Raw genomic sequence first — 13814 nt, forward strand, 5'->3', positions numbered from 1 at the left:
GCTGGAGTCCTAATGACTGATAAATCAATTGTAGTTGCCCTCGACTATGACAATAAAAAAGATGCATTAACCTTTATTGATAAACTAGACCCAGACATGTGTCGTTTAAAAATCGGCAAAGAGATGTTTACGTTATTCGGACCTGAACTGGTTAACGATATCCACAGTCGTAATTTTGATTTGTTTCTCGATTTAAAATTTCATGATATTCCCAATACGGTCGCCAAAGCCGTTGCTGCGGCTGCCGATTTAGGTGTGTGGATGACCAATGTCCATGCCAGCGGTGGATTAAGCATGATGCAAGCAGCCAAGAAGGCGTTAGAACCGTTCGGTAAAGACGCACCATTGTTGATTGCTGTTACTGTATTAACCTCAATGTCTGATGAAGACTTAGCGTTACTCGGTATCAATGTGCCAGCCTTTGAGCATGTATTACGTTTAGCGAAATTAACCCATCAAGCAGGGCTTGATGGTGTTGTTTGTTCGGCCCAAGAAGCTAAGTTACTTAAATCATCATTTGGCAAAGATTTTCTGTTAGTCACACCCGGTATTCGCCCAGCAGGCAGTGACGCGGGTGATCAACATCGAGTGATGACACCACCACAAGCTATTGCAGCAGGTTCAGATTATTTGGTGATTGGTCGACCAATTACTCAAGCTGCCGACCCATTAGCAGCACTTAAGGCTATTTACCAATCACTACATGTTTAATTTGTTATCGCGGTAGTGGTTTTGATTCAGTCATGGTACTTAGTCAATCTACACTACAAGGGTAACTCATCTACATTAACCAAAATCACACAGAAATAAGGGATGACTATGTTTGATGACAAAGGGTTTGATTACACAGGTAAAAATGTTGTTGTAGTTGGCGGTACATCAGGCATTAATCTTCAAGTCGCCATTCAATTTGCTAAAGCCGGAGCCAATGTTGCCGTCGCGAGTCGCAGTATTGATAAGGTCAATGCCGCGGTTGAATTACTGATTCAAGCTAATCCGAATGCCAAGCATTTAGGTGTTAGTTTCGATGTGCGTGACAACGATGCCTTAACGGTGGGTTTTGCAAAAATTGCAGATGTTTACGGTCATATTGATGTGTTACTGAGTGGTGCAGCTGGTAACTTTCCGGCCAGTGCAGCAAAGCTGTCGAACAATGGTTTCAAATCGGTCATTGATATTGATTTAATTGGCAGTTTTCAAGTGTTGAAACAGGCTTACCCATTGTTATCACGCCCTAATGCCAGCATTATTCAAATTTCAGCACCACAAGCGTATATCGCAATGCCGTTACAAGTACATGTTTGCGCCGCAAAAGCTGGCGTTGATATGTTAACTCGTACATTAGCACTAGAGTGGGGCGTTGAAGGGATACGAATTAACTCTATCGTACCAGGACCCATTGCTGACACTGAAGGCTTTAACCGCTTAGCTCCCAGTGATGAACTCCAACAGCGGGTGGCAAATAGTGTGCCGCTAAAACGCAATGGTAAAGGTCAAGATATTGCCAATGCAGCCTTGTTCCTTGCATCAGATATGGCATCCTACATCACTGGAGTAGTATTACCGGTTGACGGTGGTTGGTCATTAGGTGGTGCCAGTATTGCAATGACAGAATTAGGCGAAATAGCCGCCAAGCACGGTTTATAAAAATCGATAAAATTAAAGGTAAACACCATGGCAAATGCATTACAAGATCAACTGCTTAAAGCTGGTCTTGCCAGTAAACAAAAAGTACGGGACGCAAAGACACAAAAGCGTCGTGACAAAAAAGCCAAAGTTGATGACGGCAGTTCAGAGCTCAAGCAACAAATTGCTGAGCAAAAATTAGAACAAGCGAAAAAAGATAAAGCATTGAATGAACAACGCTTTGCTGAAGCATCTGAAAAAGGTCAGGTACGTGGTTTAATCAGCGAGTTTTCTAAGTTTGCAATTACCATAGCGCGAGATGCTGAGCTTAAGTTTAACTTCACTTTAGAAAATAAGATTTATTCGGTTTATATTACCGATAAAATCCAAGCTGATTTACTCAATGGCAGTTTAGGTATAGTCCGTTATGAAGATAAAACCTACATCGTACCGCATAAGCTCGCAGAGCGAGTGAAGCTACTTGTTCCACAATGGTGCGGTTATTTGTGGGATAAAGAGGCGAAAGATTCAGTTGCACAAGTGAGCGATGCAAATGATCCATACGCTGATTACGCGATCCCAGATGACTTAATGTGGTAATAAAGTATCATTTTGATTTGCTTGGCTAATATTGTGCCAAGCAAATCATATCGTTAAGTCTTAAAATAATCTTTTATTTTTATGAAACAAATATGCGTTCAACCACACAAGTAAAATAATGATCACCGTTAATACAGGCGGTTTAGACTGTAAAGGCAACACTTCCGCTGGTACACCTGGCAATAAATGAACGTACACAGCAACAAACATAATGATGGTTGTCAACGAACTTGCACCGTATAAAGCGTAGTGTGTTAACTGGTTATTTAACGATTTTCGTAATATCAATGCAAATAAAAAAATCAATCCTGCAGTTATCTCTCCCAGTTGTCCAGCCCAGCGTGATAGTGTCGGAAAAGGCAATTCACTTAAGCTAATTTGTGTCGTAAACATCGTTGTAAACGGATCGAAAAATTTAACGGTTCCTGCCATTATTAAAAAACCACCGAGTAACCCCGTTAAAAAAAGCTGTAGTTTTTGAGCTGTCGTATTGTTATTTTTTCCGAATCGTTTAATGACCAGTGCAGATAAGACTAGCAAACCTGCTAACAGTGCCAACTCTAACAATAGTTGCGTGTTCATAATGTGACCTTTTTAATAGAGTAGATTAATTATCGGCTTCTTGTTCGATCAATACTGTAGAGACAAATACTCTTATTGTTGGAGCAACCACAGCAAGTAAAATTAATGCACTGGGTACAACTTGAACGATAGTGTCAAACCAGAGTGCGATAAATTCTCCATCTTGAGGCATACTCTTATAAGTAATAATGGCTGGCATACTCAATAGCATGGTTGGTAACACCATCGATATCATAAGAGGATATTTAAACTTACTTGGAAACTTTCTCACTGTATTACTCCTGGTATTGAATCAATACAGTGATGATAAATGTTGATTAAACAATCAAAAATAGTTAATTATGAATTTTATGCGTGCAAAAATGAATGCTTACCATTAATCTATTATGCATCGAGATTTCATTCTTTCTGATTTTAAAAATTGAATGGTTAATTTGTTACCGATAATACTAATTAATACTAAGGTAAGTCATGAATGCAAAAGACATTGCAAATCTTCACTGGTTTTGTCAATCGGTACAAAGTGGTGGCTTTGCTGCTGCGAGTTTACAGAACAAGGTTTCTGCACCTACATTATCGCGGGCGGTCGCACATCTTGAAGATAAACTGGGTGAAAAGCTGATTCATCGAAACGCAAAACAGTTTCAATTAACGGCCGCAGGAGAAGAGTATTATCAGCGTTTTTCTGGGATATTTGGACAACTTGATGAGCAATGGCAGCTGCTCAATAATAGCCAGCCGATGCTCACTGGGGATATTCATGTCTCTTGCCCTGAACCGTTTGCTGACTATTTTTTGCAAAAAATCGCGATATCATTTATGCAGCAACACCCTGGTGTTAATGTGCATATTACTTTTGCCTCTGATACCCAACGTTTCTTTGAAGATCAAATAGATTTGGCTGTAGTTACCACACCAACTCAAACACCTCACTTAGTACAACGTCGCTTGTTCGAGTCACCATTGTCATTAGCTGCATCACCCAGCTATATCAGCACGTTTGGACAGCCAGATTCGGTAGAGCAGCTTCAACAACATCACCTACTTGCGGTCAATACCATGCCATATTGGGAACTTAAACAAGATAACCGACTGTTAAAAGTACCTGTAAAACCGAAGTATTCTGTCAACAGTTTACGACTGACTATACAAGCTGCTAAAGCTGGTGTAGGTATTTGTTTGTTGCCGAGTGCTGTTTTAGATGAGTTTGTTAAAAAAGGTGAACTAGTCGTTATTTTACCAGAGGTACACTGTCCTTCTGGTAATGCTTATATCGTGTGGGTCGACAGGAAGTTAATCTCAGCGCGCGTGGTTGCATTTAGAGACAGCATTTTTAAGCATATGGAAAACCCAAATGAGTTTCTGTCGTCTATTGGACAATAACGTAGTTATTGCGCATTTATAGATCACATATTGGTTATCGATTCTGAATAATAGCGTTATCACCGATGTAACGTATAAGAAGAACGGTCATCAAATTAAATGGCTTAATCTGAATGACGAACAGGACAACATCATTTTATGTAAATCATTTACATTTAATGGTTGATTTTATTTAGCTGTTAATGCAAATACTTGCTGGCAATAGGCTAAGTGATGGCGGATGACATCTAAAAACTGTGATGCTTGGTAATCGACTAGGTACCAATAACTGGTGCTATTTTGTGGGTCTTCATTGTAAAACAATGCTTCAGCAGTGAGTAAGTCTTCTTGGCTTGCATAAGACAGCCAATGCACGCTGGGTAAATTACTTAACGCGGCCAATAGCGCATATTGCATATCCAGGTTAATAGGGCGCTCGGTTGTGACTTGCAAGGCTAAGGTTTGTGCTGTAGAAAACTTAATGTTATTTGGTTTTTGCTCTCGTTGTCGAACTAGATCACTCAGTAACACTTCAAATGGATTGATATCAGGCATTTCTAAACTGGCATCAAGTTCAACTTGCATTGTAGCTTCATTAATCAATAATTCAGGCCACATAATATTGTCATTGGTTAATTGCAACCCTAATGCAAGACGACGCTCTCCTAACCAGTTATGCACCATACAGGGTAAATAATCACCCGCAGACATGTCTTGTGATCGTTGCAATGACGGCAACAACGACATCCGTTGTACATTAACGTGTTTAGCCACAATCGACATTAAAAAAAGGGTGACTAAACCTGATGATGGCCAACAATTTAATTTATTTTTCAGTGTATTCGCTACTTGTGTGAGTAACAATACTAGTTGCGTGTCATCTAGGCTATTACTGACTGTAAAGGCATCAGCTGAGCCAGCATAAGGGCCATTACAGATGTTGATAACATTATCGTCATCATGCTGTGTGCCATTAAAAATAAAGCTATGGCCAATTTTTGCAGGTTGCCAATCACCATGGGCGTTACCAATGATGGTCACTTCTTGGTACGACTCAGTCGCAGTGGTTAAGGGAATTGCTGAGTCATTTGTTGTGTGCATTACGTTTAGTTCGCTTTTATCTAAAATAGGTGGAAGACCATTACATTGCTCATCTTAATAGGTGACAACTCAATGAGCATAAAATAATTGTAACTCATTGATACTGTGATAGGTCGATATTCTTTATAAAAGTACTTTTGTCTGTAGTGAGGTCAAAATTAGGTTAAAAAACCTTTTCTTTTTGTGACACTTTAGTATAAATTAAAACACCTGTTTTAATTATTTGTTTAAGAGACTCTTATGAACCCATACCAAGCCCCGTTAAAGGACATGCAATTCTTGTTAGAACAGGTATTTGATGCCAAATCAACGTGGGAGCAACTTCCTGCCATGGCTGATGCTGTTGATATGGATACTGCATTAGCTATTTTAGATGAAGCGAATAAGATCAGCCGTGATCTACTTCACCCTTTAAACCGCAGCGGCGATGAACAAGGTGTAGTTCATAAAGGCAATGACATTATTACACCGGATGGCTTTAAAGAAGCGTATCAACAGTTTTCAGAAGGCGGTTGGGTAGGGCTTTGTGGGGAAGCTGACTTTGGTGGCATGGGAATGCCTAAAATGCTTGGTGTATTAGTGGATGAAATGAGCTACAGCGCGTGTAATTCGTTTACGTTATACAATTCCCTGACTGCTGGTGCAGCATTATGTATTAATGCACATGCAAATGACGAATTAAAGCAAACCTATTTACCTAATTTATATTCTGGCCAATGGGCTGGTGCAATGGACATGACCGAGCCACACGCAGGTTCAGACTTAAAAGGTATCCGTACCAAAGCTGAAGCACTTGATGATGGCAGTTATTCTATAACCGGTAACAAGATTTTTATTACTGGCGGCGACCATGATTTAACTGAAAACGTGATCCATTTAGTATTGGCAAAATTACCGGGTTCAAAAGGTATTTCTTTATTTATCGTACCTAAATTCAACGTAAATGCAGACGGTAGCCTAGGCGAGTCTAATGGCGTTACAGTAGGTTCTATCGAACATAAAATGGGACTTAAAGCCTCAGCTACCTGTGTCATGAATTATGACAATGCCAAAGGCTTTTTAGTGGGTCAGCCTGATCGTGGTTTAGTGTGTATGTTCACTATGATGAACTACGAACGTTTAGCCATTGGTTTACAAGGCTTAGGTAACGCACAAGCGGCTTATCAAATGGCCAGTGATTATGCTAAAGAGCGTTTACAAGGCGTTGCTGCTGCAGGCTCTGCAACGGGTGCAACGTCCGATCCTATTATTGTGCATGGCGATGTCCGCCGCATGTTATTAACGATCCGTGCAATGACGGAAGCGGGTCGTGCATTATCTGTTTATACAGGTAAACAGTTAGATTTGGCAAAATACGCCAGTGGAGATGTACAAACAAAAGCGGCAAGATATGTAGGTTTATTAACGCCAGTATCCAAAGCATTTTTAACTGACCGAGGTCTAGATGCCACAGTTATGGCTCAGCAAGTGTTTGGCGGTCATGGTTATATTCGCGAAACCGGTATCGAGCAGTTTGTGCGTGATACTCGTATTGCACAAATTTACGAAGGCACTAACGGTATTCAAGCAATCGACTTTTTAGGCCGTAAAATTACTTATGATAATGTGGCCACCTTGACTGAATTTGTTGCTGAAGTGAATGCGAGCCTTGCTGAATTAACTCAAGCTAATGCTGAACATAAAGCCACAGTCAGCCAAGTGTTTGCAGAATTGCTGACTACGGCTAACTACATCAATGATAACAAGAAAGCCCAACCTGCATTAGTGAACGCTTGTGCGGTCGACTTTTTAGATGCCTTTGGTTATGCCTTGTACGGTTACTTCTGGCTGTTGATGGCCGACAAAGCGTCAAGCCATGAAGATACAACCTTTACTGCGCAAAAGCAGTTTGTGGCCGATTTCTACATGGACAAGCTATTATCAAAATCTCAATATCATTTATCACAAGTTAATCAGGGTGATAAGTCTATTATGGCTATGCCAGCTGAGATGTTCTAAGTAATAATTTACCCAATAGAATGACTTAACATTTTGTAGATAAACATTAATAAGAAGCCTTCCATCGGAAGGCTTTTTTATTGAAATTTTACTCTGAAGCAAATGATAAGCATAAGTGATGTTCTACTAACATAGCACTGCCTTGATATAAGGTTGTGTATTACTTACCATCAATTATTCAAGAAAAAAGTTTATCTATTACGCTTCCAATAAATAAACAATACCATTGCGACTAACGCAATGGCTGGTACTAATTGATATAAATGATGAAACAGTCCAACACCACCATGTCCCTCATGTGCCATAGCAAGAGATGGAATAGTGGCTAAAATAAAGGCAAGAGATAAGTATTTCATGGTGTGGTCCTTTTTGTTGTGTTCACTTTTATTGTATTTACTTGCGTAGAGTACAATTTTTGTTGTTAATCTAGCTTAGTGTGTAATGTCTTTAAATTGGTTAATTTAACGGTTTATGTATCCAACACCAATTGCATCAGCATCATGTCTTCGCCATCAGTCACTAAGGTATTATTACTGCCACAAGCAGAACAGATAATCGTACGTTCATTGACTTGAGATTCAGTATTACAGTCTCGGCATTGCAACACTAATGGTTGAATGTTGAGAATCAATTTGGCGTTATGGCATACAGTCTCAAGCTTAAAAGTCTCAAATGCTTGCGACAGTAATGCTGGTTCGACGCCACTTAATATGCCTATTTTCAGTTGTACTTGTTCTATGCCTTTGGCCTGATGTTCTAAAGCCAGTGATTCGCATTGTTCCATCAATGACATAACAACCGAATATTCGTGCATTAACAAATCCTCGGCAGTAGCTCACCTTGAGGTAAATCTAAATATCGTCTGCTACCCCAGGGCGTATTTAAAATGACTTTTCCTGGCTGTTGTTCGGTGACTTCACCAATAATTGCTGCCATTTCACAGTGACCATAAAGTTGCATCACTTCAATAGCGCCTTTTGCAATCGACATTGGTAGTGCCAGGACAAAGGTTCCTTCGTTTGCTAAATCATAAGGTTCAAAACCAAATAACTCACATAATCCTTTGACCTCATTGCTTACAGGAATTGCAGCTTCATCAATAGTAATTCCCACATTTGAAGCAATCGCCCACTCGTTTAATACAGCTGAAATGCCGCCACGTGTGGCATCGCGCATAGCATGGATCTTGACATTGGCAGCCAGTAGTTGCTCTACAATTGGCCATAATGTATCGCAGTCGGTGCACAGTGATGACTCAAGCGTCAGGCCATCACGAGCCATTAAAATGGCTGCGCCATGTCGACCAATATCTCTAGACACAATAATGGCGTCACCACGTTGCAAGTTAGACGCTGAAATATCGGGATTTAAAATACGGCCAACTCCTGAAGTGTTGATAAATATGCCATCGGCGCAGCCTTTAGGTACCACTTTGGTGTCGCCACATACAATTCGAGCGCCAGACTTATGTAACTCTTCTGCCATGCTATTCACAATGGTGGTTAAGTCATCAAGCGGGAAACCTTCTTCAATAATAAAGCTGCAGCTAAGGTATTCTGGTTGAGCGGCCATCATGGCTAAATCATTTACTGTACCTGCCACAGCAAGTTTACCAATATTGCCACCAGCAAAAAATAATGGAGAAACGGTAAATGAGTCTGTAGTGAAGGCAATAGGACCGCACATGTTTAACTTGGCAGCATCTTCTTGAGAGGCCAAAATTGGGTTATTAAATGCTTTAAAAAACAGATCAGTAATTAACTGATTCATTTCTTTACCACCACCACCGTGGCTAAGTTGGATGGTTTTTTTAGTTGGCATTATTCACTTCTCCATAACGGTAATAAGCATTACACGCACCTTCAGAACTCACCATACAACTGCCTAGTGGCGACTGCGGAGAACAACCTCTGCCAAAAACTTTACAGTCTCTTGGGTTTGCTAATCCACGCAAAATATCACCACACATACACGCTTTATGATCATCTATTTCTACCGTTGGTAAAATATCAGCATAAATACGTTCAGCATCACGGTGCTGATATTCAGGTCGCAGAGTGAGTGCCGAATTGGCTATAGGGCCGAGTCCACGCCAACGAAAGCTATCGCGAACCATAAAATATTTATCGACTAATTGTTGAGCTGCAATATTGCCATCGTAACTCACCGAGCGGCTATATTGATTATCAAGCTCAGCTTTGCCTGCGACCTTCTGCCGGACAATACGTAAAATAGATTCCATAACATCGACAGGTTCAAATCCTGACACCACTACGGGAGTTTTGTATTTATCAACAGTGGATTGGTAAATTTTAGATCCACTAATTACGCTAACATGTGCAGGACCAATAAACGCATTCACTTTACTGCGACTATCAGACATCACCACATCAATGGCCGGAGGAACAAGCACATGGTTTATATGAAATAAAATATTATCAATATTTTGTGCTTCTGCTTGCGCCAATAATGCCGCAGTCATTGGGGTAGAGGTTTCAAACCCTATAGCGAAGAAAATAACCGTTTTATCAGGATTGTCACGTGCAATGGCTAATGTATCTAATGGATCGTATATTGGTCGAATATCACAGCCTTCCGATCTAAATTGCGCCAAACTACCTTTCGAACCCGGTACTTTTATCATGTCACCTAACGTCACCAAAATAGTGTCAGTTTGCGAAGCAAGAACAGCAGCATGATCAATCCGTTCTTTTGGCATAACACAAACAGGACAACCTGGGCCATGAATAAAGTGAATATTACTGGGTAATAACTGCAATATTCCGTATTTCATAATGGTGTGAGTATGACCACCACACACTTCCATAATGTTAATTTGTTGGGTCGTTTTTGCCGCTTGTTGAGCAATTAATTGTGCCAAATGACGGATTGTCTGAGGATCGCGAAATCCTTGGTAAAAGTCATTAAGACTTATCATTGCTCAGTCTCCAATTCCATTTGAGCAACGATTTGTTGATATAATTTGAGGCTTTCTTGTGCATCTTTGTGATCAATTTTATTCATCACAAAGCCAATGTGAATCAACACAAAGTCGCCAATCTGTAGCGGATCGGTTATTAAATGACAGCTAACACGGCGTTTAACACCAAGAGTGTCAACTGTAACCGTTGCATCATCATGAATTTCAACTACTTTCGAGGGGACGGATAAACACATCGTTAATATTCCTTGTGTTCATCAAACCAATTAGCTAAGGTTTTCATTGAATCAGGATTTTTCACCGATACAACTAATAATTCAACATTAGGATTGAGTTTACTTAACTGAGCTTTAGCTTCATCAATACTGAAATCAAAGTGAGGTAATAAGTCTGATTTGGTAATAACCACTAAATCTGCTCGGCGAAACATCACCGGATATTTTTCAATTTTGTCATCACCTTCAGGTACCGATAACAAGACAATATTTTTATGAGTACCAACGTCATAACTGGCAGGACACACTAAGTTGCCGACGTTTTCTACAAAGCAAATGTCAACATCATCTAGATTGATATGATGCAGTGCGCCATGAACCATAAAAGCATCAAGATGGCAGGCTGAACCCGTTTGAATCTGAAAAGCATCAATGCCTTTAGCTTTTAAACGGTCGGCGTCGCGAGAGGTTTCAAGATCGCCTTCAATGACGGCATAGCGAGCATTCAAATATTCATGTAAACATTCTAATAGGCTGGTTTTACCGCTACCAGGACTGCTCATAAGGTTAAAAGCACTAACATGATGTTCCGCAAAATGATCGCGGTTATGCTGCGCTTCTACATCATTCTTATCTAATATCTTATGAATAACCGCTAAGGTCTTTTTGTCATTAAGCTGAGGATTACTATGAAGAGTATGGTCATGATCATGGGTAATTGAGCAGCCGCAATCTTTACACATATTATTTTCCTTAACCTTGTCATTATGTCTATTTAGCAGTGTCTGTTATATAAGGACTCGATTCCTTGATACACATCATTTTTTGCTTTAAACACTGTGAACTAACTTGTTATTATGTCATTAGTGTGATCAATATCTCACTAGACCGCAATGATAAACTCATCGAAAATTTCAATCTAACACCATGATTAATATGTTATTACTTTTATAGATCACCTTGATTCATTAAGTCATGTGATGAATAGCAAACCATAATTGTCCTAATGCAATTCCACCGTCATTAATCGGCACATGACCACTGGTTAAAACCTGCCGATGACCAAGATGACAATCGGCGAGACACTGGCTGAGTAAGGTTTTATTTTGAAATACACCACCACAAAACACCTGTGGTAACTGTGGATACTGTTGGCCGATAACATTGAGTTGCTGGCCAATCTCGTTAATAAAGTGCCAACAAAGCTGTTGTTTAATGAACGGAATTTGCGCGTTGTCTACTGCGCAATTGACTAACTGAGTGATAAAATCACTACTATTCCATTGGATAGGAACAGTTGATTCTGTTGTTAATCTGTTAATGTTAATTGAAAAATATGACTGACTTGAATGTGTAGCATAGTCATTTGCTGCAGATTCAATCATCATGCCCGCTTGGCCTTCGTACTGCGAACTTCCAATAAAGTCTAATGCTACGGCAAGTGCATCAAATAAGCGTCCAACAGAACGGCATTCAACGCAATGGCTGTTATTGCGCCATAATTGATACAAATTAGTGATGGTTTGTGTCCCTAAAGCTTGAATAGCTGCGATAGGTAGTGTCATTACTTGTGCTAGCGGCATTTGATCAAACAATAATGCTAGCAAAATCCTAACTGGGTGTTTAATGGCTTGCTCACCGCCAATCAACTTAAATGAGCTAAAGTGCGCCAACGTGGTAAATCCGTTGATGTCAGCTAACATCACTTCGCTACCCCATAATACGCCGTTGTCTCCTAATCCTGTACCATCAAAACTGAATCCTAATACCTTATCTGTGCGTTGATGAAATGCCATAATCGATAACACATGGGCAAAATGATGTTGTACGCCGATAATGTGAGAAGAGGGTAATTGATGCTGTTTTTGGTAATTATTGACCCATTCAGTTGGCGCGTACTGTGGATGATTATCATGGGCAATATAGTTAGGGGTAAAGTTATACAAACGCTTAAATGTGGCTAAGCTTTGGCTAAAGTATTGTTGCGCTTCAACACTAAATAAATCACCAATATGTGGTGATACAATTAAATTGTTATCAAATCCGAATGCAATGGTATTTTTTTGCTGTGCACCAACCGCCAAAACTCTGTTTTGTGAGTCAGCAAGCATTGGCGATTGAAGGTTAATCGTCAACGGTGCATAACCGCGGGCTAATCGAATGACTTGTAATTGATCGTCAATCACTTGTACTACACTGTCATCACAAGCATTAATAATTGGTCGATTATGGTCGAGTATGCCATCTATAACATGACCTAAATGTTGCACTATCTCAGCTTTATTGGTGATGATGGGTTCACCACTCAGATTAGCGCTGGTTGCAACAATGGGTTTGTTAAGTTGTTTCATCAATAAATGATGCAAAGGAGTGTAGGGTAAAAATACTCCAAGCTTATCGATACCCGGAGCTAACAGTGGACTCAGTTCGATATTGCTGTGTTGTAGACCATTATTATTAATCTCGTTATTTAACCGTTTTTGCATCAAAGTAATGGGTTTTTCTGCACTGGTTAATGTTCGCCATTCTGTATCAGTACCATTGACACACAATTGAGCTTGGGCTAAGTCTGTCACCATAATGGCAAACGGCTTGGCGGGGCGTTGTTTGCGTTGGCGCAGTGTTTCAACGGCATCGTTATTGGTGGCGTCGCACACTAAATGGAATCCACCTAATCCTTTAATGGCGACTATGCCGCCACGGTTTATCATTTCAACAGCTTGCTCTAATGCGACTAACATCGATGAATCATAAAGAAATTCATTATTGTCATTAATAGAACTAAATGATAATTGCGGTCCACAATGTGGACAACTGATAGGCTGAGCATGATAGCGGCGATTCAGTGGGTCAGTATAAGCAGCATGGCAGTCATCACACATTTCAAAATCAGCCATGGCAGTATTGCATCTGTCGTATGGTAGGGCATTGATAATGGTGTAGCGCGGACCGCAATTGGTGCAATTGGTAAAAGGATATTGGTAGTGGCGATTATGTGGGTCGTCAATATCATTGTGGCAATCGTGGCAAATACTCATGTCGGCAGAAATGGCCACTTTGGCATGTTCGCCGGCAGTGGGTTCACTGTCGATAATACTAAAACAAGTAAAAGTGCCTACATGAGCTTGATGAGTTAATTCTATCGCATCAATCCGCGCTAAAGGCGGTGGCAATTGAGTCAAAGTATTAACAAATTCATCGATAAGATCACCGCGGCCTTGTAACACTATGGTCACCCCGAGATGATTATTGAGCACACTACCCATTAAATTTAATTGATGTGCAAGACGAAATACAAAGGGGCGGAATCCGACCCCTTGTACAATACCTTTAACAATAATGGTAACGTGTTGTAATGGCTTCATTAAGACTCAATCCCACCCAAATAA

Annotated in this window: 15 protein-coding genes; 5 read left to right on the top strand and 10 right to left on the bottom strand. The window is 40.2% G+C overall.

The window, feature by feature from the left end; translation table 11 throughout:
* Positions 1–12: 12 nt before the first annotated feature.
* The 3 genes from pyrF (at position 13) to ABIS04_RS08995 (ending at position 2226) form a co-directional block, all read left to right on the top strand.
* Positions 13–711 carry an orotidine-5'-phosphate decarboxylase gene (gene pyrF / locus ABIS04_RS08985; protein ID WP_350433232.1) on the top strand — a complete coding sequence of 233 codons (699 nt, stop codon included), beginning with the start codon at positions 13–15 and terminating at the stop codon, positions 709–711.
* A gap of 108 nt (positions 712–819) precedes the next feature.
* Positions 820–1647 (top strand): SDR family oxidoreductase, encoded by an 828-nt coding sequence (locus ABIS04_RS08990; RefSeq protein WP_350433233.1) that lies wholly within the window; start codon positions 820–822, stop codon positions 1645–1647.
* A 27-nt stretch (positions 1648–1674) separates the two neighbouring features.
* A complete protein-coding gene (locus ABIS04_RS08995) occupies positions 1675–2226 on the top strand; it encodes a DUF2058 domain-containing protein (protein ID WP_350433234.1) in 552 nt (183 codons plus the stop codon).
* A 60-nt stretch (positions 2227–2286) separates the two neighbouring features.
* On the opposite strand, the gene ABIS04_RS09000 is transcribed toward ABIS04_RS08995, so the two are convergent.
* Both ABIS04_RS09000 and ABIS04_RS09005 read right to left on the bottom strand, forming a co-directional pair.
* The gene (locus tag ABIS04_RS09000; RefSeq protein WP_350433235.1) at positions 2287–2808 is read right to left on the bottom strand and encodes a hypothetical protein; all 522 of its coding nucleotides are present in this window, start codon (positions 2806–2808) and stop codon (positions 2287–2289) included.
* Positions 2809–2833: 25 nt separating this feature from the next.
* Positions 2834–3079, bottom strand: a complete 246-nt coding sequence (locus ABIS04_RS09005) for a DUF2798 domain-containing protein (RefSeq protein WP_350433236.1) — start codon at positions 3077–3079, stop codon at positions 2834–2836.
* 200 nt (positions 3080–3279) lie between these two features.
* Between ABIS04_RS09005 and ABIS04_RS09010 the strand changes: the two genes are divergently transcribed.
* Positions 3280–4191 carry a LysR family transcriptional regulator gene (locus ABIS04_RS09010; RefSeq protein ID WP_350433237.1) on the top strand — a complete coding sequence of 304 codons (912 nt, stop codon included), beginning with the start codon at positions 3280–3282 and terminating at the stop codon, positions 4189–4191.
* A 168-nt stretch (positions 4192–4359) separates the two neighbouring features.
* Here ABIS04_RS09010 and ABIS04_RS09015 read toward each other — a convergent pair whose 3' ends face one another.
* Positions 4360–5271 (bottom strand): hypothetical protein, encoded by a 912-nt coding sequence (locus tag ABIS04_RS09015; protein WP_350433238.1) that lies wholly within the window; start codon positions 5269–5271, stop codon positions 4360–4362.
* 240 nt (positions 5272–5511) lie between these two features.
* Between ABIS04_RS09015 and ABIS04_RS09020 the strand changes: the two genes are divergently transcribed.
* Positions 5512–7269: an acyl-CoA dehydrogenase gene (locus ABIS04_RS09020; RefSeq protein ID WP_350433239.1), complete on the top strand. Its 1758-nt coding sequence runs from the start codon at positions 5512–5514 to the stop codon at positions 7267–7269.
* A 191-nt stretch (positions 7270–7460) separates the two neighbouring features.
* Here the strand turns inward: ABIS04_RS09020 and ABIS04_RS09025 are convergent, their stop codons facing one another.
* The 7 genes from ABIS04_RS09025 to hypF form a co-directional block, all read right to left on the bottom strand.
* Positions 7461–7625, bottom strand: a complete 165-nt coding sequence (locus ABIS04_RS09025) for a hypothetical protein (protein ID WP_167496002.1) — start codon at positions 7623–7625, stop codon at positions 7461–7463.
* Positions 7626–7738: 113 nt separating this feature from the next.
* On the bottom strand, positions 7739–8083 hold the full coding sequence (locus ABIS04_RS09030; protein ID WP_350433240.1) for a hydrogenase maturation nickel metallochaperone HypA: 345 nt from the start codon (positions 8081–8083) through the stop codon (positions 7739–7741).
* Positions 8083–9090: a hydrogenase expression/formation protein HypE gene (gene hypE, locus ABIS04_RS09035; protein WP_350433241.1), complete on the bottom strand. Its 1008-nt coding sequence runs from the start codon at positions 9088–9090 to the stop codon at positions 8083–8085. The genes ABIS04_RS09030 and hypE overlap by 1 nt, the downstream gene beginning before the upstream one ends.
* Positions 9080–10207 carry a hydrogenase formation protein HypD gene (gene hypD / locus ABIS04_RS09040; protein ID WP_350433242.1) on the bottom strand — a complete coding sequence of 376 codons (1128 nt, stop codon included), beginning with the start codon at positions 10205–10207 and terminating at the stop codon, positions 9080–9082. The genes hypE and hypD overlap by 11 nt, the downstream gene beginning before the upstream one ends.
* Positions 10204–10446 carry a HypC/HybG/HupF family hydrogenase formation chaperone gene (locus ABIS04_RS09045; protein ID WP_350433243.1) on the bottom strand — a complete coding sequence of 81 codons (243 nt, stop codon included), beginning with the start codon at positions 10444–10446 and terminating at the stop codon, positions 10204–10206. The genes hypD and ABIS04_RS09045 overlap by 4 nt, the downstream gene beginning before the upstream one ends.
* 2 nt (positions 10447–10448) lie before the next feature.
* Positions 10449–11168 (bottom strand): hydrogenase nickel incorporation protein HypB, encoded by a 720-nt coding sequence (gene hypB, locus ABIS04_RS09050; RefSeq protein WP_350433244.1) that lies wholly within the window; start codon positions 11166–11168, stop codon positions 10449–10451.
* Between the two features lie 225 nt (positions 11169–11393).
* A complete protein-coding gene (gene hypF, locus ABIS04_RS09055; RefSeq protein WP_350433245.1) occupies positions 11394–13790 on the bottom strand; it encodes a carbamoyltransferase HypF in 2397 nt (798 codons plus the stop codon).
* Positions 13791–13814 lie beyond the last annotated feature (24 nt).

Source organism: Shewanella sp. H8, from assembly GCF_040285065.1.
GTDB classification, from domain to species: domain Bacteria; phylum Pseudomonadota; class Gammaproteobacteria; order Enterobacterales; family Shewanellaceae; genus Shewanella; species Shewanella polaris.

Excerpts from the sequence above, each read along its gene's own strand:
- pyrF (WP_350433232.1), top strand. The coding sequence starts at position 13 with ATGACTGATAAATCAATTGTAGTTGCCCTCGACTATGACAATAAAAAA.
- ABIS04_RS08990 (WP_350433233.1), top strand. The coding sequence starts at position 820 with ATGTTTGATGACAAAGGGTTTGATTACACAGGTAAAAATGTTGTTGTA.
- ABIS04_RS08995 (WP_350433234.1), top strand. The coding sequence starts at position 1,675 with ATGGCAAATGCATTACAAGATCAACTGCTTAAAGCTGGTCTTGCCAGT.
- ABIS04_RS09000 (WP_350433235.1), bottom strand. The coding sequence starts at position 2,808 with ATGAACACGCAACTATTGTTAGAGTTGGCACTGTTAGCAGGTTTGCTA.
- ABIS04_RS09010 (WP_350433237.1), top strand. The coding sequence starts at position 3,280 with ATGAATGCAAAAGACATTGCAAATCTTCACTGGTTTTGTCAATCGGTA.
- ABIS04_RS09015 (WP_350433238.1), bottom strand. The coding sequence starts at position 5,271 with ATGCACACAACAAATGACTCAGCAATTCCCTTAACCACTGCGACTGAG.
- ABIS04_RS09020 (WP_350433239.1), top strand. The coding sequence starts at position 5,512 with ATGAACCCATACCAAGCCCCGTTAAAGGACATGCAATTCTTGTTAGAA.
- ABIS04_RS09025 (WP_167496002.1), bottom strand. The coding sequence starts at position 7,625 with ATGAAATACTTATCTCTTGCCTTTATTTTAGCCACTATTCCATCTCTT.
- ABIS04_RS09030 (WP_350433240.1), bottom strand. The coding sequence starts at position 8,083 with ATGCACGAATATTCGGTTGTTATGTCATTGATGGAACAATGCGAATCA.
- hypE (WP_350433241.1), bottom strand. The coding sequence starts at position 9,090 with ATGCCAACTAAAAAAACCATCCAACTTAGCCACGGTGGTGGTGGTAAA.
- hypD (WP_350433242.1), bottom strand. The coding sequence starts at position 10,207 with ATGATAAGTCTTAATGACTTTTACCAAGGATTTCGCGATCCTCAGACA.
- ABIS04_RS09045 (WP_350433243.1), bottom strand. The coding sequence starts at position 10,446 with ATGTGTTTATCCGTCCCCTCGAAAGTAGTTGAAATTCATGATGATGCA.
- hypB (WP_350433244.1), bottom strand. The coding sequence starts at position 11,168 with ATGTGTAAAGATTGCGGCTGCTCAATTACCCATGATCATGACCATACT.
- hypF (WP_350433245.1), bottom strand. The coding sequence starts at position 13,790 with ATGAAGCCATTACAACACGTTACCATTATTGTTAAAGGTATTGTACAA.